The organism is Streptococcus pseudopneumoniae (assembly GCF_001072665.1).
GTDB lineage: Bacteria > Bacillota > Bacilli > Lactobacillales > Streptococcaceae > Streptococcus > Streptococcus pseudopneumoniae_S.
Genome location: NZ_JVJI01000058.1, coordinates 25,586 through 46,080, shown reverse-complemented (window position 1 = coordinate 46,080; position 20,495 = coordinate 25,586). Strand labels below are relative to the sequence as shown.

The 20,495-nt window shown below is 39.4% G+C and carries 23 protein-coding genes and 1 other annotated feature; of the genes, 2 read left to right on the top strand and 21 right to left on the bottom strand.

Annotation, left to right across the window (positions count from 1 at the left end):
• Positions 1–8: 8 nt before the first annotated feature.
• From ADH52_RS11265 to ADH52_RS04005, 19 genes are all read right to left on the bottom strand, one after another.
• Positions 9–572, bottom strand: coding sequence for an SLATT domain-containing protein (locus ADH52_RS11265; RefSeq protein WP_049510262.1), 564 nt, complete (start codon positions 570–572; stop codon positions 9–11).
• Between the two features lie 15 nt (positions 573–587).
• Complete coding sequence (locus tag ADH52_RS04090) at positions 588–1,382, bottom strand: abortive infection family protein (RefSeq protein WP_000422392.1); 795 nt, start codon at positions 1,380–1,382, stop codon at positions 588–590.
• A gap of 24 nt (positions 1,383–1,406) precedes the next feature.
• Positions 1,407–2,447 carry a DNA (cytosine-5-)-methyltransferase gene (gene dcm, locus ADH52_RS04085; RefSeq protein WP_000734158.1) on the bottom strand — a complete coding sequence of 347 codons (1,041 nt, stop codon included), beginning with the start codon at positions 2,445–2,447 and terminating at the stop codon, positions 1,407–1,409.
• Positions 2,444–3,844, bottom strand: a complete 1,401-nt coding sequence (locus tag ADH52_RS04080) for a protein NO VEIN domain-containing protein (protein WP_000285316.1) — start codon at positions 3,842–3,844, stop codon at positions 2,444–2,446. Before ADH52_RS04080 ends, dcm begins: the two co-directional genes overlap by 4 nt.
• 2 nt (positions 3,845–3,846) lie before the next feature.
• Positions 3,847–4,902 carry a DNA cytosine methyltransferase gene (locus tag ADH52_RS04075; RefSeq protein WP_000760484.1) on the bottom strand — a complete coding sequence of 352 codons (1,056 nt, stop codon included), beginning with the start codon at positions 4,900–4,902 and terminating at the stop codon, positions 3,847–3,849.
• 217 nt (positions 4,903–5,119) lie between these two features.
• A complete protein-coding gene (gene rsmI / locus ADH52_RS04070; protein WP_049510257.1) occupies positions 5,120–5,989 on the bottom strand; it encodes a 16S rRNA (cytidine(1402)-2'-O)-methyltransferase in 870 nt (289 codons plus the stop codon).
• Positions 5,990–5,991: 2 nt separating this feature from the next.
• Positions 5,992–6,309 carry a DNA replication initiation control protein YabA gene (gene yabA, locus ADH52_RS04065; RefSeq protein ID WP_000358228.1) on the bottom strand — a complete coding sequence of 106 codons (318 nt, stop codon included), beginning with the start codon at positions 6,307–6,309 and terminating at the stop codon, positions 5,992–5,994.
• Between the two features lie 39 nt (positions 6,310–6,348).
• Positions 6,349–7,239 (bottom strand): DNA polymerase III subunit delta', encoded by an 891-nt coding sequence (locus tag ADH52_RS04060; RefSeq protein ID WP_049510255.1) that lies wholly within the window; start codon positions 7,237–7,239, stop codon positions 6,349–6,351.
• A complete protein-coding gene (gene tmk, locus ADH52_RS04055; protein ID WP_049510253.1) occupies positions 7,236–7,874 on the bottom strand; it encodes a dTMP kinase in 639 nt (212 codons plus the stop codon). The genes ADH52_RS04060 and tmk overlap by 4 nt, the downstream gene beginning before the upstream one ends.
• 114 nt (positions 7,875–7,988) lie before the next feature.
• The gene (proC, locus tag ADH52_RS04050) at positions 7,989–8,786 is read right to left on the bottom strand and encodes a pyrroline-5-carboxylate reductase (protein ID WP_004254731.1); all 798 of its coding nucleotides are present in this window, start codon (positions 8,784–8,786) and stop codon (positions 7,989–7,991) included.
• A 3-nt stretch (positions 8,787–8,789) separates the two neighbouring features.
• Positions 8,790–10,052: a glutamate-5-semialdehyde dehydrogenase gene (locus ADH52_RS04045; RefSeq protein WP_000255279.1), complete on the bottom strand. Its 1,263-nt coding sequence runs from the start codon at positions 10,050–10,052 to the stop codon at positions 8,790–8,792.
• A 9-nt stretch (positions 10,053–10,061) separates the two neighbouring features.
• Complete coding sequence (proB, locus tag ADH52_RS04040; protein ID WP_000669647.1) at positions 10,062–11,171, bottom strand: glutamate 5-kinase; 1,110 nt, start codon at positions 11,169–11,171, stop codon at positions 10,062–10,064.
• A 109-nt stretch (positions 11,172–11,280) separates the two neighbouring features.
• Positions 11,281–12,171 (bottom strand): RluA family pseudouridine synthase, encoded by an 891-nt coding sequence (locus tag ADH52_RS04035; protein ID WP_049510250.1) that lies wholly within the window; start codon positions 12,169–12,171, stop codon positions 11,281–11,283.
• The gene (gene lspA / locus ADH52_RS04030) at positions 12,161–12,622 is read right to left on the bottom strand and encodes a signal peptidase II (RefSeq protein ID WP_020901753.1); all 462 of its coding nucleotides are present in this window, start codon (positions 12,620–12,622) and stop codon (positions 12,161–12,163) included. Before lspA ends, ADH52_RS04035 begins: the two co-directional genes overlap by 11 nt.
• On the bottom strand, positions 12,619–13,527 hold the full coding sequence (locus tag ADH52_RS04025; protein ID WP_049510248.1) for a LysR family transcriptional regulator: 909 nt from the start codon (positions 13,525–13,527) through the stop codon (positions 12,619–12,621). The genes lspA and ADH52_RS04025 overlap by 4 nt, the downstream gene beginning before the upstream one ends.
• 229 nt (positions 13,528–13,756) lie before the next feature.
• Positions 13,757–14,050, bottom strand: a complete 294-nt coding sequence (rpmA, locus tag ADH52_RS04020) for a 50S ribosomal protein L27 (RefSeq protein ID WP_000916509.1) — start codon at positions 14,048–14,050, stop codon at positions 13,757–13,759.
• Between the two features lie 16 nt (positions 14,051–14,066).
• On the bottom strand, positions 14,067–14,411 hold the full coding sequence (locus tag ADH52_RS04015) for a ribosomal-processing cysteine protease Prp (RefSeq protein WP_000613694.1): 345 nt from the start codon (positions 14,409–14,411) through the stop codon (positions 14,067–14,069).
• Between the two features lie 15 nt (positions 14,412–14,426).
• Complete coding sequence (gene rplU, locus ADH52_RS04010; RefSeq protein ID WP_000109141.1) at positions 14,427–14,741, bottom strand: 50S ribosomal protein L21; 315 nt, start codon at positions 14,739–14,741, stop codon at positions 14,427–14,429.
• Between the two features lie 36 nt (positions 14,742–14,777).
• Positions 14,778–14,865 (bottom strand) — a sequence feature (ribosomal protein L21 leader region).
• A gap of 58 nt (positions 14,866–14,923) precedes the next feature.
• Positions 14,924–15,628 (bottom strand): YoaK family protein, encoded by a 705-nt coding sequence (locus tag ADH52_RS04005; protein ID WP_080977872.1) that lies wholly within the window; start codon positions 15,626–15,628, stop codon positions 14,924–14,926.
• 141 nt (positions 15,629–15,769) lie between these two features.
• Between ADH52_RS04005 and ADH52_RS04000 the strand changes: the two genes are divergently transcribed.
• Both ADH52_RS04000 and ADH52_RS03995 read left to right on the top strand, forming a co-directional pair.
• Positions 15,770–16,747 carry a Gfo/Idh/MocA family protein gene (locus ADH52_RS04000; protein WP_049488644.1) on the top strand — a complete coding sequence of 326 codons (978 nt, stop codon included), beginning with the start codon at positions 15,770–15,772 and terminating at the stop codon, positions 16,745–16,747.
• Positions 16,744–17,826, top strand: coding sequence for a DEAD/DEAH box helicase (locus tag ADH52_RS03995; RefSeq protein ID WP_049488642.1), 1,083 nt, complete (start codon positions 16,744–16,746; stop codon positions 17,824–17,826). The genes ADH52_RS04000 and ADH52_RS03995 overlap by 4 nt, the downstream gene beginning before the upstream one ends.
• Positions 17,827–17,999: 173 nt before the next feature.
• Here the strand turns inward: ADH52_RS03995 and ADH52_RS03990 are convergent, their stop codons facing one another.
• Positions 18,000–19,763 carry a glycerophosphoryl diester phosphodiesterase membrane domain-containing protein gene (locus tag ADH52_RS03990; RefSeq protein WP_049491393.1) on the bottom strand — a complete coding sequence of 588 codons (1,764 nt, stop codon included), beginning with the start codon at positions 19,761–19,763 and terminating at the stop codon, positions 18,000–18,002.
• An 8-nt stretch (positions 19,764–19,771) separates the two neighbouring features.
• A complete protein-coding gene (locus tag ADH52_RS03985) occupies positions 19,772–20,362 on the bottom strand; it encodes a 3'-5' exonuclease (protein ID WP_049488784.1) in 591 nt (196 codons plus the stop codon).
• Between the last annotated feature and the right edge of the window lie 133 nt (positions 20,363–20,495).

Here is a 20,495-nt window from a genome sequence, read left to right as displayed (position 1 = left end):
TAAAGACATTACTCTTCCTCCTTAATTTCCATCAATTCTTTTGGAATAAAGTATCTATAATCTTCCTCATAATCATTATCTTTTCTCGATTTTATTAGTTTTGAAGCCTTGGATACATTTTTGGGAGAAGCATTAGAAAGTTGACTATAAGTAGCATCTCTTCGAAATTTTAATTCTTCGAAAGATTCTTGGATTTCACTTGATGGTTTTCCATTGTAAACCACCTCAGATAAAAGAATTTCAGCTAACACTTTAAAATTCCAAAGCTCATCAACAGATTTCCTCTCCAAAGCTAGTCGTTCCTCAAAGTTAAACTCCTTGGTGATGCTAAAAATTATTGTAGTGACTAATGATAAAAATGCTGTAACAAGCTTTATCCAATATTCATCAAACCAAAGTATTCCAACTAAGCCAGAAGAGACAACTCCAGAAATGATTATTGTTGCTATTCTAAACCATCGAATATAGCTTTCTAACTCGTCCATTCTAACCGCATGAATTTTATGAGTCCAACCTACATTTACTATAAATTTTTTAAGTTGAAAGTGTAATTTTTCTTGATTTTTCGACATTAAACCTCCTCCTTACTATTTTTGCTTATCTTGGTATGTTTCCCAAACAAATGACACTACCGTTAATGCAGATCCTACAACAACTGAAGCATACCTTGGTGGCAATTCTATAAAGTTAGCTCCCTTACCATGACCATCACCTTTATCATTTCTAAGACTGTTAATACCCTTGATAATTTGATTCAAACCACTTAGAACTAGCTTTACATCTTGATTATTTTTTGCTGAAATATTTTCATTAGAATCCAAGTTTAAAAATTTAAAGACTTTCTTTTGCAAAGTTGCAATATCATTAGAATTAGAATACTCAATTTTTTCATGGTCTAAAATATGTTTAAAACATGATTCCAACAATTCCTTAGCTTTTCCAATAGCGTCCGCTGGAGAGCGAGAAATCATTTCATTCATAATCCCCATTTGCTTATCTATATAGTCGCTATCAAAATAGTCAGATAAAGATTCAGCAACATTATTTAAGTAGGCCATTTGTGAGACTTCATACTTCGAAAGTCTCTCTTTCAATTTCAATGCCTGAGAGTTCCTCTCTTCAGTTTTCTCGTAATATGAGTCAGGAAGGTCTTCATAATATCTAAGTAAATCTAAAGCTAATTTTAAAACCAGTTCATCTGGTTCGTTATCTACAAAAGCCTGTAAAGCTTTCCCTTTTGAACCTCCATATTTCTCTTGAATATTTACTCCTACTGAATTAAAAGTAAAATTAGCAAAAGTAGAGTTAGAAAAATTTAATACATAACCGTCACTATTAAAAAATACTTTTATAAAACTCTTATCTTGAAAATTTAATTCCATATCAAGTTCCCTAGATTTAAAATATCAACTCGCTTCAAACAAATCCAGTTGACCAAAACTTTCTTCGAGTTTCTGTTGCTTTGCAATTACATCACTATTTCGTAAATCTGACACTAACTTTTCAGCAATATACCACATCATTACTGGTGGAATAGCATTCCCCAGCATTCTATATTGAGCACCTTCTGAACCAAGCAATTCATAGTTTTCTGGAAACGACTGAATACGTGCAACCTCTCTTGGAGTATAGCGACGGTAACGTCCATTTTCTAACAAAACAGGGTCAGTGCTATTTAAGGATACTTTTGCTAAATGAGAACTAACCGTATTACTCGGCTGTTCAATGTCTTGTGCTCGTCCTTTATTCATTTTTTTGCCAGATTTACTATTTAGCATTCCTTGCACAGCCCTCTCGCTAAAATAATACTTTTCATCAATATCTTGCTGAAGAATTACTTTTAGTGGTGTATAATCTTCTACATTTTGAATAGGCTCTTCAGGAAATTCAAAAGTAAAATTCAAATCCTTTCGAATACCAACAATAAACACTCGCTCTCTCTTTTGCGGAACGCCGTATTTGGTGGCTACGCAAAGTTTATAAGAAACATTATAACCAGCTTTTTCGAACTCTTCAATAATTAGAGGAAAGGCTTCTTTATTGTTTGCAGACAAAATTCCCTTAACATTTTCGGCAAAAAATGCTTTTGGTTGATGAGCTTTTAACACTCGCACCATCTCAAAAAACAATGTCCCTTTTTCGTCTTTTATTCCTAAGCGTTTCGGATTTTGAGCACTGACAGAAAATGATTGACAAGGAAAACCTCCCGTTAAAATATCGAAAGATGGGATTTCATCTGATTTTATTTCTCGGATATTTCGATTGTCTGGAGTAACACCAAAATTCTTTTCAAACATTTTATTGGCACTGTCTTCAATATCATTTGCATAGACAATCTCAATTTGATTATCGGCATAATGTTTACCTAAAAAATCAAATCCACCAGCAAAACCAATATCCGTTCCACCTCCTCCACTAAAAAGAGAGGCAATTTTTAGTTTCTTCAAATTAAATTCTCCTCAAAGCCAACTGACGATGAAAAACGGACATCATATCCATCTTTTCTCTCAATCAGAAGCATCTTCTCATTTTTGACTAACTCATACAAATTCTTGATAATAAACAATTTTTTGCTATGTTTAGAAATCTGCAAACGATAAATATAGTATCTATCACGCACAGATTTAGCAGTTCGCCATTCGTTCGGTGTGATATGAAACGAATTAAAAGTAATAGAAGCATTGCTGACAGTTGTTTTGACTTCAATATACTTTCTCAGCTCAGAATCATCACACTCAAAAGATTGAACATCGTAGCCGACACCAAACTGTGTTGGAATAAAATTCACCAGATGGAGCAACTGTTCTTGCCCATGTTCTCGTAATTTTTGTTTTTCATGATTGATAACAATAGCTTCTCCCGAACTCCCTACAACAGCGGTAGAGATTTTCTCGCTGTATTCGATGTGTTCAGTTAGATGTCCGATAATATCTGTTTTCTCTTCAGTAAAATCAATATCACTTGGAAGGTAGAGATTAAAGTTTGTCCTAAAATCAATATCTCCTAAATCACGATTGACATATTCGAACCAAGCACTTCTAAAATTTCGAACATCTTCAATTGTTGTAGAAGCATTTCCAATAAATTGAGCATAGCCATCAAAGGTAGCATCTGATTGCAAAAAGTCATTTATTGCTTGCTCTTCCATAGAATTTATTTTATACCTACCACCTTGAACAGTTAGTAAACTCGCTATAACCATGTAATCTAAAATATCTTTGGCATATCGAATAACATCTCCTTTAGTATCGTAAGCTACTTTAGACGCTCTATTCTCTTTGATACGATTCCATATTTCCAAAACAGGCTCTCTATCACGAGTACATCTCAAATCATTAAAGATACAATGGGCGACTTCTTCATCGGTGAGGTAAATAGTTTTTTCTTCAGCTTGTGAGGCTTCTGTAAATAGTTCCAGTAGATACTGAGCTGGCTTAAATTGAACTCCGATTTGACAAAGTTTAACAATCTCGTTATCTTTTAGATGCCCACCAGGATATTCAAAATTATACAAAAAGGTTTTAAAAAAGCGAATAAGGTCTTGGTCTTCAGTCAATTCCTTAGCCCTATTTCCTGAATAGACAAAGCCCTCTTTCTCAATCATCATTCCAAACAAAGAAGAAATCTCTGTTCGCCAGTTATTGATTGTTTTCTCTGTTTTATCTGCATTTCCTGCATATTGTTTGATAATGTCATTTAGTTGCTGACTAAATTCCTTTTTAGGCAATATTCCCAAATAAGAAATATTCGTTGCCATATAAACAAGTACATTTTCGACATCATTTTTAAAACGAGGTCTTGGGTGATGTAGTCTAAAATAATATTTCTCTGGAACTTGATACATAGTTATTCTTCGTTATTTTTTAAATATTTCAGTAAATTGTTTGCAATCTGCTGAGCCATTAAAGGAGGAACAGCATTACCAACTTGTCTAAATTGCTGTGTTTTACTTCCGTAAAAGATAAAATCATCTGGAAAAGATTGTAGACGAGCAGATTCCCTCACTGTTGGCACACGATTATACTTATAGTGGAAATGATGTCTATGCCCCGTATCAATCGTAGGAGCTGGCTTCCAACTAGCAAATCGTGTCCAAGCGACATTAAATTTTCTTGTTTCTCGTAATTCCTCTGGGAGATTTTTATAATTTCCACCGTCAGGGACAAGGGCAATTGTACTTATCACTTTTTCTGAATGCTTGGCTGCAACGTGGTTCAAAACCACGTTTGAACGTTTTCGCATTAGTTTTTGATAATCATTTTGTGGTTCTGAAACATAAGACATTTCTATCTCGCCAAGTTCATTTTCTAATGTTGGTAAATCAGAAATTGCCATCTCTGTTGTAATGATTGTTCCCAATGCTTCAGGATATTCAAATCCATCATTCCTCGTCCCCACAAAAATAACACGTTTTCTATTTTGAGGAACTCCATAGTCAGAGGCCAGCAACACTTTAAACTGAACCTTATAACCCATTTTCGAAAATTCTTCTATGATAGTATCTTTTATTTGCCCTTTAAACAAACTAACAATCCCAATCACATTTTCAATGACAAAAGCAGTTGGCTTTATTTCTCGAACCAATCGAATATAAGACAAATAAAGTTTGTTCCTTGGATCATCAAATTTTCTAGGTCCAGAAAGCGACATCCCCTGACAAGGGGGACCACCTACAATTATGTCAATTTTTTGTTCTCCAATTATTGGTTTTATATCTTCCTCATAAGATATATTCGCAATATCTCCACATAATATTTCTGAATTCTGATGATTTTTTTGAAAGGTTTCTAAGGCTTTTTCGTCATTATCAATTCCTAATAGAACATTAAATCCAGCCATCTCGAATCCATAAGATAGACCACCTGCTCCTGAAAATAAATCTACAATGTTATATTTTTTCAACTGATAAACTCCACACTATTTTCTCATATATAATTATACCATACTGCGTACTTAAAAATAATTCTAATAGAGTACATTATATATATTCAACGTAAACTGAATGAACATTGTTTTTATTTATTCACTACTCAATCAATTCTATGATTTAGACTCCGAATATTATCATCACTAATTAAGTTAAACAGAAACAGACAGAATTATTAAATCCTGTCTCCCTTTATTGTTGTTCTTCCCAGTCATGGTAGGCTGCGTAGAGCTGGCTTTTATTCCACTGGTAAATCTTAGCAACTTCCTTAATAGCTTGGTTTTTCTTCATACCTTGCTGGATACGGGTTTGAATTTCTACGAACAAGTCTTCCTCGTCTTTTTCTTCCACATCCTGACTGGCACCTTCAACGATGAGAAGGCATTCTCCCTTAAGTGGCGTTTCAGCTATGCTTTCTAATAACTCTAAAATGGTACCTCTTTGGTATTCTTCATAGATTTTGGTCAATTCTCTAACCAAGGCCACCGAGCGGTCACCGTAGACTTCTAGCATATTTTCCAACGTATCTGCTACACGATGAGGCGATTCATAGAAAATCTGAGTTTCAGGATAATCTTTTTTTGAGTCGAAAAATTGCTTTTGCTGGCCTGATTTTCTCGGTAAAAAGCCGTAAAAGATATGTGGCTGTGGCGCTAAACCACTGGCAATCAAGGCAGAAATTCCTGCAGAGGCACCTGGAACAGTCACAACCGCAATTTCTTCCTCAATGGCTACCTTAACCAAATCATGACCAGGGTCTGAGATGCTAGGTAGACCCGCGTCGGATACCTGAGCAATACTTTGCCCTGCTTTCAGGAAATCAATCAAATCAGGAATCTTTTCCTTGGCATTGTGCTCATGAAAACTGATTTGCTTGGTAGAAATGTCAAAATGCTTGAGCAATAGGCCTGTATTGCGCGTGTCCTCAGCAGCAATCCAGTCCACTTCTTTCAAGGTCTGGATAGCTCGAAAGGTCATATCATCTAAATTGCCAATCGGCGTTGCCACTAGGTACAGCTTGCCATAGGGAGACTGCCCCTTAAAACTTTTTTGAATCTGCATGCCTACTCCCTGTATAACAACTCGTCACAGAACATACATTCCTCGTCCTGCTCTCGACGTTGTCCATAAAAATCATTACAAACGTGAAATCCATCACGGTAAATGCGACGGACACTTTCACGAACATGCTTAGCCTTGACGGGAGCATCTGCTTCCACCTCACCCAAGCGTTCTCGTAACTTACTATTTTCCAAACGAAGAGCTGTATTTTCCTCTACCAGGCTCTTGAGATTTTTCTTGATGGCTTCAACATCGGCCAAGGTTACCAATAACTGTTGGGAAAAATCATCCAGCGCGTCAAATAATTCTTTTTTGTCCATAAAACAGCCCTTTCCTTTCTTTATCGTTCATTTTTGAGTTTATATTTCTTTCAAGACCAGATATTCCATGACATTTTGAAAGCTGACATTAGCTTGCCACATTTTTCTAGCTTCTAGCAAATCTTGTAGAATCACTCTTACTCTTGCTTGTAGGATATCTTGTCCACAGAGAACTTCAAGAATCCGTAAAACCTGATCTTGTTTTTCCTTATCATCTGCCAAGCTAGCTAGTTTGGCAACTTGCAAATAACTTTCTTTTTTCTTAGCCACTAACCAAGTCAGCAGGCGTTCACTTTCATCAACCAAGGTCCAAAAACTTGCCTGATTGGCTAACTTCTCTGCTTCAGCTCGCGATTGACTAAACTGGGCTAAAAGAGTCGCTTTTTTCTTAACCAGTCCCATTTGTTCTAAGAGCAATATCAGCTTCTCTTCTTGTTTTTTAAAGTGGAAAATCTGGGTCCGACTTCGAATTGTCGGTAAAATCTTCTCCTCATCTCTGGTCAAGAAGAAAATATAAACCTCACTCTGGGGTTCTTCGATGACCTTGAGCAGAGAATTAGCTGCGTTAGGATGCATCTTCTCAGCTTGCTCAATAATAAAAACCTGTTGCTGGCTTTCAATCCCTGCTTGGGAAAACTGACCCACTAATTCTCGAATGCGTTCTGTCTTAATGACCTGATTAACTGGTTTAATCAAGGTGACATCGGGAAATTCTCCCTGTTCAATCAGCTTACAATTTCGGCATTTCTCACATGGTAAAACACCTACTTTATCTGTACAAAAGAGGCTCTTAGCTAAAAATTGCGCCATTTCCAAACTTTCAAAGAAACCTGAAAAGAGGTAGGCATGATTGAGCTGGTCTTGTTCTAGGATACGGACAAAGCGGTTAAACTGATCTGGTTGCCAGGCCTTTAGTTGATCTTGTTTCATTTAGCTAATCCCATTCTATCAAACAAGACAGCCTTGGTAGTTTCCACAACTTGCTCCAAAGGAAAACTAGCATCAATCTTGACAATACGACTTCCTTCTTTGTCCAGAAGAGAAAGGTAACCTTGACGGACTTTTTTATGCAAGTCCAATCCTTCCAAGTCCAAACGATTGACCTCACGATTGCTATTAGCAGCAATGCGAGCTAGTCCTTCTTCCACCTCGATGTCAAAATAGAGTGTCAAATCGGGTTTAAGGCCATCTGTCGCAAACTGGTTAAGCCAGTCAATGGCGTCAATATCCAAGCCACGACCAAATCCCTGATATGCAAGAGAACTATCGATGAAGCGGTCCATAATGACCAACTTGCCAGCTTCAAGTGCTGGAAGAACTTTTTCCACCAAGTGCTGTCTGCGACTAGCAATATAAAGAAGCAACTCTGTCTTCGCATCCATCTGAGTATGACTTGGATCCAAAATTACTTCCCGAATCTTCTCTCCTATCAAGACACCTCCTGGTTCACGGGTCGTCAGCACCTCTACTCCTTTTTCCTCTAAAATTGGTAGCAGAGTCTCTAAAACACTGGTCTTTCCTGCTCCCTCTGGTCCCTCAAGAGAGACTAAAAATCCTTTTGACATGTCTAACTCATTTCTTTTTTACTACTTCTATTCTATCAAAAAAATGGGGGTTTGTGGCAATCTTTTTTGTCTTCTCATTTCAACCACCATAAAAGAGGCAGATAAAACTACCTCTTATTTACCTAATTCTTGTGTTCGTTTGTAGGATTGATGAACTGCATCCATGACTGTTCCTCGAAAAGCATGCGCTTCTAAGCTTGCTACACCAGCGATAGTCGAACCTCCTGGGCTACAAACTTGGTCTTTCAAGACTCCAGGATGCTCTTGGCTTTCTAGGACCAATTGCCCAGCTCCTACCACTGTTTGAGCCGCCATTTTCAATGCTGTCTCTCGTGGCAATCCAGTCTGAACACCTGCATCTGCCAAGGCCTCAATAAAGAGATAGACAAAGGCCGGCCCACAACCTGCAAGACCTGTCGCCGCGTCGATTAAGCCTTCCCCAAGTTCAACCAAGAGGCCAGCCTTGCTTAAAAGCTGACAAAATAGCTCACTGTCCTCAGCCCTGCAATTAGGAGACAAGGCATAACTAATCACTCCTTGCCCGATAGAAGCAGGGGTATTCGGCATCATACGAATAATTCGGTGTTGACTTGGCAGAAGATTAGCGAGTTTTTCCAAAGTCAATCCAGCTGCCATCGAAATCAAAAGAAGACTCCCTCGTTTTTCAAGAATGGTCTGATATTGAGAAAGCAAGTCTGAGAACTGAGCTGGCTTAACACCTAGAAAAATCACATCTGCTTCTGCAAAGATTTCTTCATTGCTAGAAGCTTGACCGCCAAAGTCGGCAATGAAAGCATCCACCTTGGCTTGACTGCGATTGGCAAGGAGAAGGTCAGCACCCGTCTTGGCCTGCAAAACAGCCTTGGCCAAGCTAGCTCCCATATTTCCCAAACCAATAAATCCAATCTTCATTTTTTACTCCCTTATCTGTCCGTCACCAGTAACCACATACTTGTAGCTGGTCAATTCTTTCAAGCCCATTGGACCACGCGCGTGCAGTTTTTGAGTAGAAATTCCCATTTCACAACCCAGACCAAATTGGCCACCATCTGTGAAACGCGTTGAGGCATTGACATAGACTGCTGCAGAGTCTACTTGATCTGTAAAGTAAGCTGCAACTTCAGCATTCTCCGTCACAATGGCATCCGAATGATGGGTACTGTGGGTTTCAATATGAGCAACTGCTTCTTCTAAACTGCTCACAACCTTAACAGCTAGTACATAGTCTAAAAACTCGGTGTCAAAGTCTTGGGCCTCAGCTACTCGACCTGAAACAAACTGACTTGCTGTGCTATCTACACGGAATTGAATTGGCTCCAGTCCAGCTTCCTTGCGCTCTGCAACTAGAACTTGCTCCAAGCGAGGAAGGAAGCTTGCTGCTTTGTCTTCATGAACAAGTAGAACCTCCATGGCATTGCAGACAGAAGGACGACTAGTTTTGGCATTGTTGATGATAGACAGTGCCTTGTCCTCATCTGCGTCCTTATCGACATAAACATGGACAATCCCAGTTCCTGTCTCGATAACTGGTACAATAGCATTTTCAACCACTGCATTGATCAAACCAGCCCCTCCACGAGGAATGAGCAGGTCTAGATAGCCCTTGGCCTTCATCATAGCATAGCTACTTTCACGGCTGGTATCTTCCACTAGTTGAATCACATCTGGATGAATGGTCGTTGTCTCCAAACCCTTCTTCAAGGCTGTGACAATGGCATGGGCCGTTTGATAGGCATCCTTACCACTACGAAGAACAACTGCATTTCCACTTTTAAGAGCCAAAGCAGCCGCATCAGACGTCACATTTGGACGGCTTTCATAGATTATACCAATAACTCCCATAGCTACACGTTTCTTGGTGATAACCAAGCCATTTTCAAGCTGACTTGTTTCCAAAACTTCACCGATTGGATCTGGTAAAGCAACCACTTCACGAATCCCGGTTGCCATTGCTTCTATACGACTTGCATCCAAATAAAGACGATCCAGCATCACATCTGAGATTTTACCCTTAGCAGCTTCCATATCAAGGGCATTGGCTGCTAAAATTTCCTCAGTAGCTGCTAATAAGTGATCAGCCATGGCGAGCAAGGCTTGGTTTTTCACCTCTTCACTAGCTGTGTTAATCGATTTTTTAACAGCCTGTACCTGTTCAAATTGTTCTTGTGTACTTACCATAATTTACCTCTAAAATTCTGTAAAGAGTAGTTGGATTTCAGGAGTAATGGAAATCCAATCGTCACGGTGAATCAAGACACCTTTGGCTTTTTGAGAACGCAACATATCCTCCAAAGCAGATGCTCCAAATTGCACGCGTCCTTTTCCAAGTGATTTTCCACTTTCCTTGTCAAATACTGTCACAATATCACCGTAAGAAAAGGCCCCTTCTGCGTCAACTACACCAGATAAGAGAAGACTCTTTCCATGTTGGGAGAGAGCTTCTGCAGCCCCTTTATCAACCCAAATAGAACCCTGACTCTGAGCATAGAATGCAAGCCATTGTTTCTGGGTACGAAGTCCTTTCTCTTGCGCAACAAAGTAAGAACCATCCTTGGTCTCCTCAGCCGCCTCAATCATAGCATCTGCCTTCAAGGATGAGCAGATATAAACAGGAACTCCTGATTCTGTCGCAATAGTTGCAGCCTTGATTTTGGTTAGCATGCCCCCAGTTCCATTTGACGAGCCAGCTCCACCAGCCATATCAATAATCTCACGATTGATGGTCTCGATTTTCTCCAAGCGTTTGGCTTTTGGATCTGAATTAGGATTTCCAGTATAGAGACCGTCCACATCTGTCAAGAGGACTAAAAGGTCTGCTTGGACCATGGCCGCTACCTGGGCACTAAGAGTGTCATTGTCCCCAACCTTGAGCTCATCAATAACGACACTGTCATTCTCATTGATGATAGGAATCGCGCCACGGCTAAGTAAAACTGACAAAGCCTGATGGGCATTTTTATAACGGCGCTTATCCACAAAGTCATCCTGGGTCAGCAAGATTTGTGCAGAAACGATTTGGCGCAAGAGAAGGTTGGTCGTGTATTCTTCCAACAAAAGCCCTTGTCCTACCGCTGCTGAGGCCTGTTTATCAGCAATCTTAGTCGGACGCTTTTTAAATCCTAAGGCTCCAAAACCAGCAGCAATGGCACCCGACGACACCAAAATCAACTCATGACCAGCTTCGTGCAGCATAGCCAACTGTTGGGTAATAGCTTTTACTTTACTACGTGATAAACTTCCATCCTCATTCGTCAGAGAAGAAGTCCCCACCTTAAAGACAATCCGTTTGAATTTCATAGTCTCACTCCGATTCTTCATATTTATCCATTATAACATGAATGGCAGGAAATAGAAAAGAGTTGATAGGAAAAAGGTCGAGACAAGCCATCTCAACCTTTTATCAAATCTAATTCTTTCTCAATCTCTCCAAGGTTTCCTTAAAAATCTCTGGGATATCTGCTGTAAATTCCAAGATCTCACCTGTTCGTGGATGCGTAAATCCTAGAGTCTTGGCATGAAGAAATTGTCCATGTCCTTTCAAAGTCTTGCGAGGACCATAGACTTCATCACCAGCGACTGGATGACCAATATAAGCCATGTGAACACGGATTTGATGGGTGCGGCCTGTTTCCAACTGCAGCTCCACTAAACTATAATCACCAAAGCGTTCCAAAACGTGGAAACGTGTCACTGCAGGCTTCCCTTTAGCAGTCACAGCCTGTTTCTTACGGTCTTTTTCACTACGGCCAATCGGAGCTTCAATGACACCACGATCATTAGGCAGATTTCCATGAACAATCGCCCAATATTTGCGAAGAGACTTTTTATCCTTGAGTTCTTGAGCAAGTGCTAGATGCGCCTCATCGTTTTTAGCAATCATGAGAAGGCCTGACGTATCCTTATCAATACGATGAACAATTCCTGGACGCAGAACCCCATTGATACCCGATAAATCCTTAATATGGTACATAAGGGCATTTACCAGAGTTCCACTAGTATGACCAGCACTCGGATGCACAACCATTCCTTGAGGCTTGTTAACGACGGCCACATCCTCATCTTGGTAGATGATATCTAGCGGAAGATTCTCAGGCACATACTCTAAAACCTCTGGTTCTGGCACATGGTAAGTGACGATATCGCCCTCTTGGACAGTGTATTTAGCTTTCTTGACTTGGCCATTGACCAAGACCTGACCTGATTTGATTTGTTCATTCGCGAGACTGCGTGATAATTCTGTCAAATCCGACAAAGCCTTATCCAAACGCAGGCCACCAGTTTCAATTTTAATTTCCATTTATTTCCTCTTTTAACATCGCAATCAATAAAATAATCACTCCAACAGTCAGATAGCTATCTGCCACATTGAAAATTGCAAAATTGATAAAGTCCACATGAAACATATCCACAACAAAGCCCTGACTGATCCTGTCAATAAAGTTTCCAAGACCACCTGCAATAATCAAGGTCAAACCCAAGACCATCCAGAGTGAGTCCTCCATATGTTTATGTAAATACCAAATGGCACCAACCACGACAACCAGAGTAATGACAGCGAATAACAACTGCTGATCTTGTAAGATAGAAAAGGCTGCCCCTCGATTTTGCAGGTAGGTCAAGCTAACGAAATTGGGAATCCAAGATCGTACTTCACCCAATGGAATTTGCTGGACGATATAGGATTTTACCAACTGATCAAGCCCAATCAAAAGCAGTACAATGACTGCCACTATTCCTCTTTTTTTCATGATTTCCTCTTCTGATTAAAATATTCTTGCATGACTTCTACAAAGAAAGTCCCAGCTTGACTCAGCTCCACTTCTTCACGTTTAACATAAACCATGCGATTATCTAGGTTATCCTTGAGACGAATAACTGTGATACCATTAACACTATCACTATCTAAAAATCCAGAACCTGTCGCATAAGCGTCCGTCCGCTCTAAAATACCATTCAAGGTAGCACGGTCTGTCACATTAAACATCTGTGAACTAGCACTGGTATCGACAAAATTCTCTGAATAATAAAGGTACTCGTCTTTCTCTTGAGTAAAACGAACCGTTGGTAAATCAGCTAAATCCTCCATGACCAATTCCTCTTTCTGGGCTAAAGGATGCCCTTCACGAAGATAAATATGGGTATGAAAGGGAATCAATTCAATGACCTCCAGACCTAGCTTTTCAATCCGTTGCATGATCCCTTTTTTATTTTGATTGTTGAGGTAGATAATCCCAATCTCACTGTGCCCTTGCGCTACTTCGTCTAAGATTTGAACAGTAGTTGATTCAAAAATACGAAAGTTCTTATAGTCAGGATAGCGCTCTGAAAAGGCCGTAATGGTTGGTGGCAAGAAGTCATAGTGCTGACTGGCAATGGAAAATTCATCTTTTTCTTCTTCAGGATTAGCATACTGATTTTGAAAAATATCAAATCCTTTAACCAATTCTTGCGCTTTTTCATAGAATTCCATACCACGACGAGTCAAGAAAGTCCCTGAGCTGGTCCGACGGAAAATCTTAAAACCCAACTCTTTTTCCAAATCACGAACAGAAATGGACAGACTCGGCTGACTAACATACATCTTTTCAGCAGCTTCACGGAAAGTACCACTATTGGCAATGGCAACAACATAGCGTAATTGTTGAATGTTCATCTTCTACCCCCAACTTCTTTATCTTTTCATTATACCATATTTTAGAAGTTTTCCATCGAAGAAAAATAATCTCAATCATAAAATGCATCTACTCTAAGAACGAACAAATCATGGGTATCAAAACAAAAAATAGGCTCTCCGAAAACTCGGAAAGCCTTATTTAATGCTACTTCTAGCTTCCTCGCCTTTACATTTCAAGGCTCGGGATAAAAAGGTTCACTGGACCTTTTTATTTAGCGATTGGGTAAACAGAAACTTGTTTTTTATCGCGTCCTTTACGTTCAAAGCGTACTACGCCTTCAACTTTAGCGAACAAAGTATCGTCTCCACCACGTCCAACGTTTACACCTGGATAGATGTGTGTACCACGTTGACGGTAAAGGATTGATCCACCTGTTACAGTTTGTCCGTCAGCTGCTTTAGCTCCAAGACGTTTCGCTTGTGAATCACGTCCGTTTGATGTAGAACCTCCACCTTTTTTGTGGGCGAAAAGTTGCAAGTTGTTAAGAGTCATTTTTAACATAATGTTTTCCTCCGTGTTAGTTTTCTGTGATAACTCTGGTTTGGACGAACTCAGAAGAGTTCTCCGATAAGTTTGCCATACCTAAGAAAAATGATTCAAAGAATAACTGGGTCATTTCTCTCTGGTGTGAAGGAAGATCTTTTGGTATTTCAACCATCAGATAGCCACCTTCATCTTCGTTTAATTCTAGGATTGGTTCATAGCCTGCAAATTTCTCAATAGAATTGATAAAGTTAATGGCAAGCGTAGAAACCGATGCACACACGACATCAAAGCCGTATTCGCCACTCTCGGCGTGTCCAGTAATTTCCGCACTCCTCAGCTCGCCATCTTCGGCTCTCTCAAAGACTGCTTGTATCATGTGTTCTCCTTAAAATTAAGCGTTAATTGCGTTGATGACAACTTTTGTATATGGTTGACGGTGACCTTGTTTACGGTGGCTACCTTTTTTAGGTTTGTACTTGTAAGTAACAACTTTCTTTTGTTTTCCTTGTTTTTCAACAGTTCCAACTACAGTAGCTCCAGCAACAAGTGGAGTTCCGACAACAGTGTTTTCACCACCAACAAGAACAACTTCGTTAAAAGTAACTTCTTGACCAGCTTCAACGTTCAATTTTTCAACGTAAACTGCTTGACCAACTTCAACTTTAACTTGTTTTCCGCCAGTTTTGATAATTGCGTATGTGCTCATTATGCACCTCCTATGATTTTTATGGGTTTCCCCGATTTTTTTGTGAAGACTCGCCTAGCATCGTGGGACAAACCACTTAAACTTGAATAATCAAGCAACGATGTTCGTGCGGTTGCACAGGAACGTGCATAGTCAACTCTTCAAGTATAGCATATCTCCTATTTTCTTACAAGTAATAACACCTAAAATGAAGCTTTTTCTTTTACTTTTTTTCGCCAAGAGGAAAAAAGCATGCTGAGGTAAAAGATGCTCATCATAATAGGAACACCAAGAATGGTCTTTTCATGATAGAAAATCGTCAAATAGGCTGAAAAGACAACGCCAAGGACAAAACTACTAAGCAGGCTAACAAATATGAATCCTTCACGTAAAAATGGTGTGTGCTTGGTCCTAAAATAATCTCCAAAAGCTAGCATGGTCCGTTTGATATTCCCTGTCATAAAAGCGTTATTATAGGCAATACCCGACACTTCTCCAAAAGCAGTTGTCACCAACCCCATACAGAAGGCCAAGGGCGGTACTAGATAGATATTATCTACAGTTTGCGGCACAAAACCAATAATGATTGATAAGATTGCCAAAGGAATCAATGACAGAATCGGTTTTTTCACAATTCTCAATTTTTCCTTATAAATTGTTAATAGAAAGACCCCCATCATAAAAGCTAACAAGGTCATTACTTTCGCACTCGCATCTGACACATTATGTTGAATAAGTCCTACTGAAAGAAAGACGACATTCCCAGTTTGTCCAGCTACAAGAGTATTCCCTCGCACAATAAACGTATAGGCATCTACATATCCTGCACAAAACGTCAAAAAAAGCGCTAGCCTCTTAGACTGACGTGATATTTTTCTTATAGGTAATAACCTCATTTTCCCTCCCATTTCATTTACTCATCTCATTATTGTACCACTTTCTTTGGAAAAGACCTAGTAGCTTATTTGAAATTTTTTCCCCTCTGTTGGATAGTCCTGTCTATCTATGTTATAATGAAAGAAGGATTTGAAATTGGAAAAGGAGTAACTATGCTTAAATTAGGTGTCATCGGAACAGGGGCTATCAGTCACCACTTCATAGAAGCAGCCCATATCAGTGGAGAATACCAGCTGGTCGCAGTCTATTCTAGAAAACTAGAAACTGCGGCAACCTTTGCTTCTCGCTATCAAGATATCCAACTCTTTGATCAATTAGAGGACTTCTTCAAGAGCTCCTTTGATGTTGTCTATATTGCTAGTCCAAACTCCTTGCATTTTGCTCAGGCAAAAGTTGCATTATCTGCTGGAAAACACGTCATTCTTGAAAAGCCAGCTGTCACTCAACCACAAGAATGGCTGGATTTGGTTCAAACAGCTGAGAAAAATCACTGTTTTATCTTCGAAGCAGCTCGTAATTACCACGAAGAAGCTTTTACTACTATCAAAAACTTTTTAGCAGACAAGCAAATTTTAGGGGCAGATTTCAACTATGCCAAGTATTCTTCCAAAATGCCGGACTTGTTAGCTGAACAGACACCAAATGTCTTTTCAGACCGTTTTGCTGGTGGAGCGCTTATGGATTTGGGGATCTATCCTCTCTACGCTGCCGTTCGTCTCTTTGGAAAAGCTCAAGACGCGACCTATCAGGCTCAACAACTTGACAATAGCATGGACCTGAATGGAGACGGAATCCTCTTATACCCTGACTTTCAAATTCATATAAAAGCTGGGAAAAACATCACTTCCAATCTTCCTTGCGAAATTTATACGACAGATGGAACCTTGACCCTCAACACCATCGAGCATATCCGCTCAGCTATTTTTACAGACCACCAAGGAAATCAAGTCCAGCTCCCTATCCAACAGGCTCCTCATACGATGACTGAGGAAGTCGCTGCATTTGCACACATGATCCAGCAACCAGATCTGAATCTCTACCAAACTTGGCTGGAAGATGCAAGTTCAGTTCATAAGCTACTATATACTATGCGCCAGACTGCTGGCATTAGATTTGAGGCAGAAAAATGAAAAACAAACTACCAACTGAATGGCAAGAACTAAGTGACCAACTCGGTTTCCAAGAATTCACTCCCATTCAAACCCAACTATTTGAGCCCCTTCTTGCTGGAGAAAACCTCCTAGGAGTGAGCCCAACAGGAACTGGTAAGACCCTAGCTTACCTTCTACCAAGTCTTCTCAGACTACAAAAGAAAAAAGCGCAGCAACTCTTGATTCTAGCACCAAATACGGAGCTTGCTGGACAGATTTTTGACGTATGTAAAACGTGGTCAGAAGCTATCGGCTTGACTGCCCAACTCTTCTTATCAGGTTCGAGTCAGAAACGCCAGATTGAACGTCTAAAAAAAGGACCAGAAATTCTGATTGGAACTCCTGGCCGTATCTTTGAACTCATTAAATTAAAAAAAATCAAGATGATGAATGTGGAAACCATCATTCTAGATGAATTTGACCAATTGCTCGATGATTCTCAGATACACTTTGTCGAGAAAATTACTCACTATGCACCTCGTGACCACCAACTTGTCTATATGAGTGCGACGACCAAGTTTAACAAAGAAAAAATTGCGCCTAACACACGTACCATTGATCTTTCTGACCAAAAATTGGACAACATCCAACACTTCTACATGCAGGTAGATCAACGTCACAGAGTGGATATGCTACGAAAACTGGCTCATGTGGAGGATTTCCGCGGTCTGGTCTTCTTTAACAGCCTATCAGACCTTGGAAGCGCAGAGGAAAAATTACAGTATCGGGATATCTTGGCTGTTTCCCTCGCTAGTGATGTCAATGTTAAATTTAGAAAAGTTATCTTAGAAAAGTTTAAAGACAAGCAACTAACCCTACTTCTCGCAACAGACCTTCTGGCACGTGGAATTGATATCGATAGTCTAGAATGCGTCGTAAACTTTGATGTCCCAAGAGATATCGAAACCTACACTCACCGTGCTGGACGTACTGGCCGTATGGGCAAGGAAGGTTATGTTATTACTCTCGTCACTCATCCAGAAGAAATCAAAAAACTTAAGAAGTTTACAAGTGTCCGTGAAATTGTCCTAAAAAATCAAGAACTCTATATCAAATAAGGTTGGCGAGAGCCAACCTCTGATTTAAAATAAAATCCTCAGAATACGAGTTTCTAAGGACCTTATCTCAAGACTGAGCCTAGGACAATAGTCCCTTATCTCCAAAAAAGCAACGTATTTGCCGTTGCTTTTTTGTGGTTGAGAACTATTTTGTATCAGGCTCTTTTTGCTTACTAAAAATTAAAGAATTCCATAGCCTGTTTGAAAAGCAAATCAGTATACTCTGGGTCTTCTTGGGCAATAGTAACCTGATCTTGAATCATTTCCAAGTCATCTGTTATCATTCCATCTGCTCCCAAATGAACTGATTTATCAAAGGACTCTGAACTATTGATGGTCCAAACGTACAATTTCTGATCGGTATTCCAAAGCTTGTTGACAAAATTTTCATCTAAAGTTGAATACTCCATGGTATAACCTGTAGCCTTGGTTCTTGGAAAAATACTATTATAAGGTAGGATGAAATAGATTGGAATTTGAGAATCGTAGGCTAAAACCTGATCAATCACATGGTAGTCCAAGGATTGCATTTGGTGACCATTCTGCTTAAGAACCGTTCCATATTTTTCCATAAAGCGTTTCATCATATCAGGGCTATCTTTTCGACTGGTCTTAATCTCAATAAGGAGTTTTTGATGCAATTCATTGGCTTTATTGAGGTAGTCATCAAAACTAGACACTTTGCTATGATAACCATTTTCTGAAATATCGAGTTTAGTTAATTCTTCCAAAGTGAGATCTTGAGGATTGGCATTAACTCCTGTCAGATTCTTGATATTGGCATCATGCATCATGACAAACTGGCCATCTTTCGTTTCCTGAACATCTGTCTCAACAAAGTCTGGACTTAGTTGGGCTGTCTTTTCTAAAGATTGAACTGTATTCTGCACACCATTCTTATTAGATACTCCCCTGTGAGAGATAATCAAAGGTTTATTGGCAACTGGAGCTTCTAAATAAACATAACCCTCGAGAGCGAAAAAGATACCAGCACAGCCCATCACTCCCCATCTCATCCAGTGGTCTTTCTTTCTCCTCGGTGTGATTTCTAATTCTTCTCCTGTTAAGAAGGAAACAAACTTAATGAGAAAATAAGTCAAGGCCATATAGTGGAAATTCTTAATCAAGACAAAGTTAATAATTCCCATCACAAGAGATTCCTTATGGGTCAAACCATCCATCAGTGCCTGACTTGCCAAGATTGGAATCAACAGAAGAATGAAAAATAGGTAGGTTTTGACGACAATCCAAAGCAAGTTCCAAGTATAAAACCAGGAGTGCTTTCTTGTCTTCTCTAGACTGTATCTGACAGCTTCTTTGACTGTTTTCTTTTCAAATAAAAGCTGAGGTAGGGCAAACATCAACCGTACTGAAATGTAAAATAGCAGTAAAGCCAGAATAGTAACCACTATACCTACTAGCCAATACTTGTCTTCCACATAATCAACGATAAAGTCCGGAATGACAATTTTATTGAGGTAATAAATCTTTAAAATCTTTCGAATCAATGGAAAGAGCATCATGACATAAAAGAAGATAAAGGCTATCTTTGCAAGCGTGACTTGCTTCATAAACAAGAAACTTTGGTGAAAGACCTTGCGACTGTACTCTAGCAAGGTTCTCTTTTCATGACATAATAAATGCCGAGCACCAATAAAGAGAAGTCCTATCTGGTAATAGGCGACCAATAAATTAACAATTACCAGAACAAATAAAGCAAGACTAATAAAGGGTGAACCCGTTATAATTGCAAAAATATTATTGTAAGAAAGAAAGAGATAGCCTGTCTGACGGAGCAAAAGTCCAGCAATCCAAGAATTTGATGGTAACCAGACAAACTCAATCATCATGAAAGTCAAGAAAAAGAGAAAGAGAATTTTATCTAGATTAAAGTATATCTGCTTAAAACCTAGATTTTTAGGTTTTTCAGGTTTCATAGGTACTCCTAGTCAAATAATTGAGACAAGTCCAAGCCTCCAAAAGGATTATTCGAGAGGCTACTTTCTGCCCCTAACAATTCTCTAGCTTGATCCGACTCTAGAAAGGACTCGTAAACACGCGCTGTCATCCGTGCATCCTCTAAGCTATTATGAGACTGACCTTGAAATCCAAGAAAGGAGGCAACGGTTTGCAATTTGAGATTGGCAATACCATGTAAATCCGAACTCCGACGTTCAAAAGCTTCATCATACAAATCCACCTTATATTGCAGGCTGTAGTCTAAACCATGCTCTGCTAGAATAGGCAAATCACTTTTAGCAGCATTGTAGCCAACCATGTGTAAAGAACCCACAAACTCTTGGAAATCTTTTATAACTTTCTCCACTGGAGGAGCATCTTTTAAGGTCTCGGCTGTAATCCCAGTCAAACCATTGATAAAACTTTTTAGAGGTACACTGGTATGAACATAAGAATCATAGGCATCTATTTCCTGACCATCTCTAAAATGCACTGCCGATACTTGAATCAAGTGTGTTTGTCCCTCGTGCTGATTAAATTCTAAATCGAAAGCAATGTACTCTTCTAATCGTTCCATTCTATACCTCTCCTCTACTGTTATTTTATACTCTTCGAAAATCAAATTCAAACCACGTCAACGTCGCCTTGCCGTAGGTATATGTTACTGACTTCGTCAGTTCTATCCACAACCTCAAAACAGTGTTTTGAGC

What these genes read in the sequence shown, in the direction of transcription:
- ADH52_RS04035 (WP_049510250.1), bottom strand. Translation starts at nt 12,171, where the DNA reads ATGGAAATTAAAATTGAAACTGGTGGCCTGCGTTTGGATAAGGCTTTG.
- ADH52_RS04025 (WP_049510248.1), bottom strand. Translation starts at nt 13,527, where the DNA reads ATGAACATTCAACAATTACGCTATGTTGTTGCCATTGCCAATAGTGGT.
- ADH52_RS04015 (WP_000613694.1), bottom strand. Translation starts at nt 14,411, where the DNA reads ATGATACAAGCAGTCTTTGAGAGAGCCGAAGATGGCGAGCTGAGGAGT.
- lspA (WP_020901753.1), bottom strand. Translation starts at nt 12,622, where the DNA reads ATGAAAAAAAGAGGAATAGTGGCAGTCATTGTACTGCTTTTGATTGGG.
- ADH52_RS03985 (WP_049488784.1), bottom strand. Translation starts at nt 20,362, where the DNA reads ATGGAACGATTAGAAGAGTACATTGCTTTCGATTTAGAATTTAATCAG.
- proC (WP_004254731.1), bottom strand. Translation starts at nt 8,786, where the DNA reads ATGAAGATTGGATTTATTGGTTTGGGAAATATGGGAGCTAGCTTGGCC.
- ADH52_RS03995 (WP_049488642.1), top strand. Translation starts at nt 16,744, where the DNA reads ATGAAAAACAAACTACCAACTGAATGGCAAGAACTAAGTGACCAACTC.
- ADH52_RS04045 (WP_000255279.1), bottom strand. Translation starts at nt 10,052, where the DNA reads ATGGTAAGTACACAAGAACAATTTGAACAGGTACAGGCTGTTAAAAAA.
- proB (WP_000669647.1), bottom strand. Translation starts at nt 11,171, where the DNA reads ATGAAATTCAAACGGATTGTCTTTAAGGTGGGGACTTCTTCTCTGACG.
- ADH52_RS04000 (WP_049488644.1), top strand. Translation starts at nt 15,770, where the DNA reads ATGCTTAAATTAGGTGTCATCGGAACAGGGGCTATCAGTCACCACTTC.
- rsmI (WP_049510257.1), bottom strand. Translation starts at nt 5,989, where the DNA reads ATGCAGATTCAAAAAAGTTTTAAGGGGCAGTCTCCCTATGGCAAGCTG.
- ADH52_RS04080 (WP_000285316.1), bottom strand. Translation starts at nt 3,844, where the DNA reads ATGTATCAAGTTCCAGAGAAATATTATTTTAGACTACATCACCCAAGA.
- rplU (WP_000109141.1), bottom strand. Translation starts at nt 14,741, where the DNA reads ATGAGCACATACGCAATTATCAAAACTGGCGGAAAACAAGTTAAAGTT.
- ADH52_RS03990 (WP_049491393.1), bottom strand. Translation starts at nt 19,763, where the DNA reads ATGAAACCTGAAAAACCTAAAAATCTAGGTTTTAAGCAGATATACTTT.
- yabA (WP_000358228.1), bottom strand. Translation starts at nt 6,309, where the DNA reads ATGGACAAAAAAGAATTATTTGACGCGCTGGATGATTTTTCCCAACAG.
- ADH52_RS11265 (WP_049510262.1), bottom strand. Translation starts at nt 572, where the DNA reads ATGTCGAAAAATCAAGAAAAATTACACTTTCAACTTAAAAAATTTATA.
- ADH52_RS04090 (WP_000422392.1), bottom strand. Translation starts at nt 1,382, where the DNA reads ATGGAATTAAATTTTCAAGATAAGAGTTTTATAAAAGTATTTTTTAAT.
- ADH52_RS04060 (WP_049510255.1), bottom strand. Translation starts at nt 7,239, where the DNA reads ATGAAACAAGATCAACTAAAGGCCTGGCAACCAGATCAGTTTAACCGC.
- tmk (WP_049510253.1), bottom strand. Translation starts at nt 7,874, where the DNA reads ATGTCAAAAGGATTTTTAGTCTCTCTTGAGGGACCAGAGGGAGCAGGA.
- rpmA (WP_000916509.1), bottom strand. Translation starts at nt 14,050, where the DNA reads ATGTTAAAAATGACTCTTAACAACTTGCAACTTTTCGCCCACAAAAAA.
- ADH52_RS04005 (WP_080977872.1), bottom strand. Translation starts at nt 15,628, where the DNA reads ATGGGAGGGAAAATGAGGTTATTACCTATAAGAAAAATATCACGTCAG.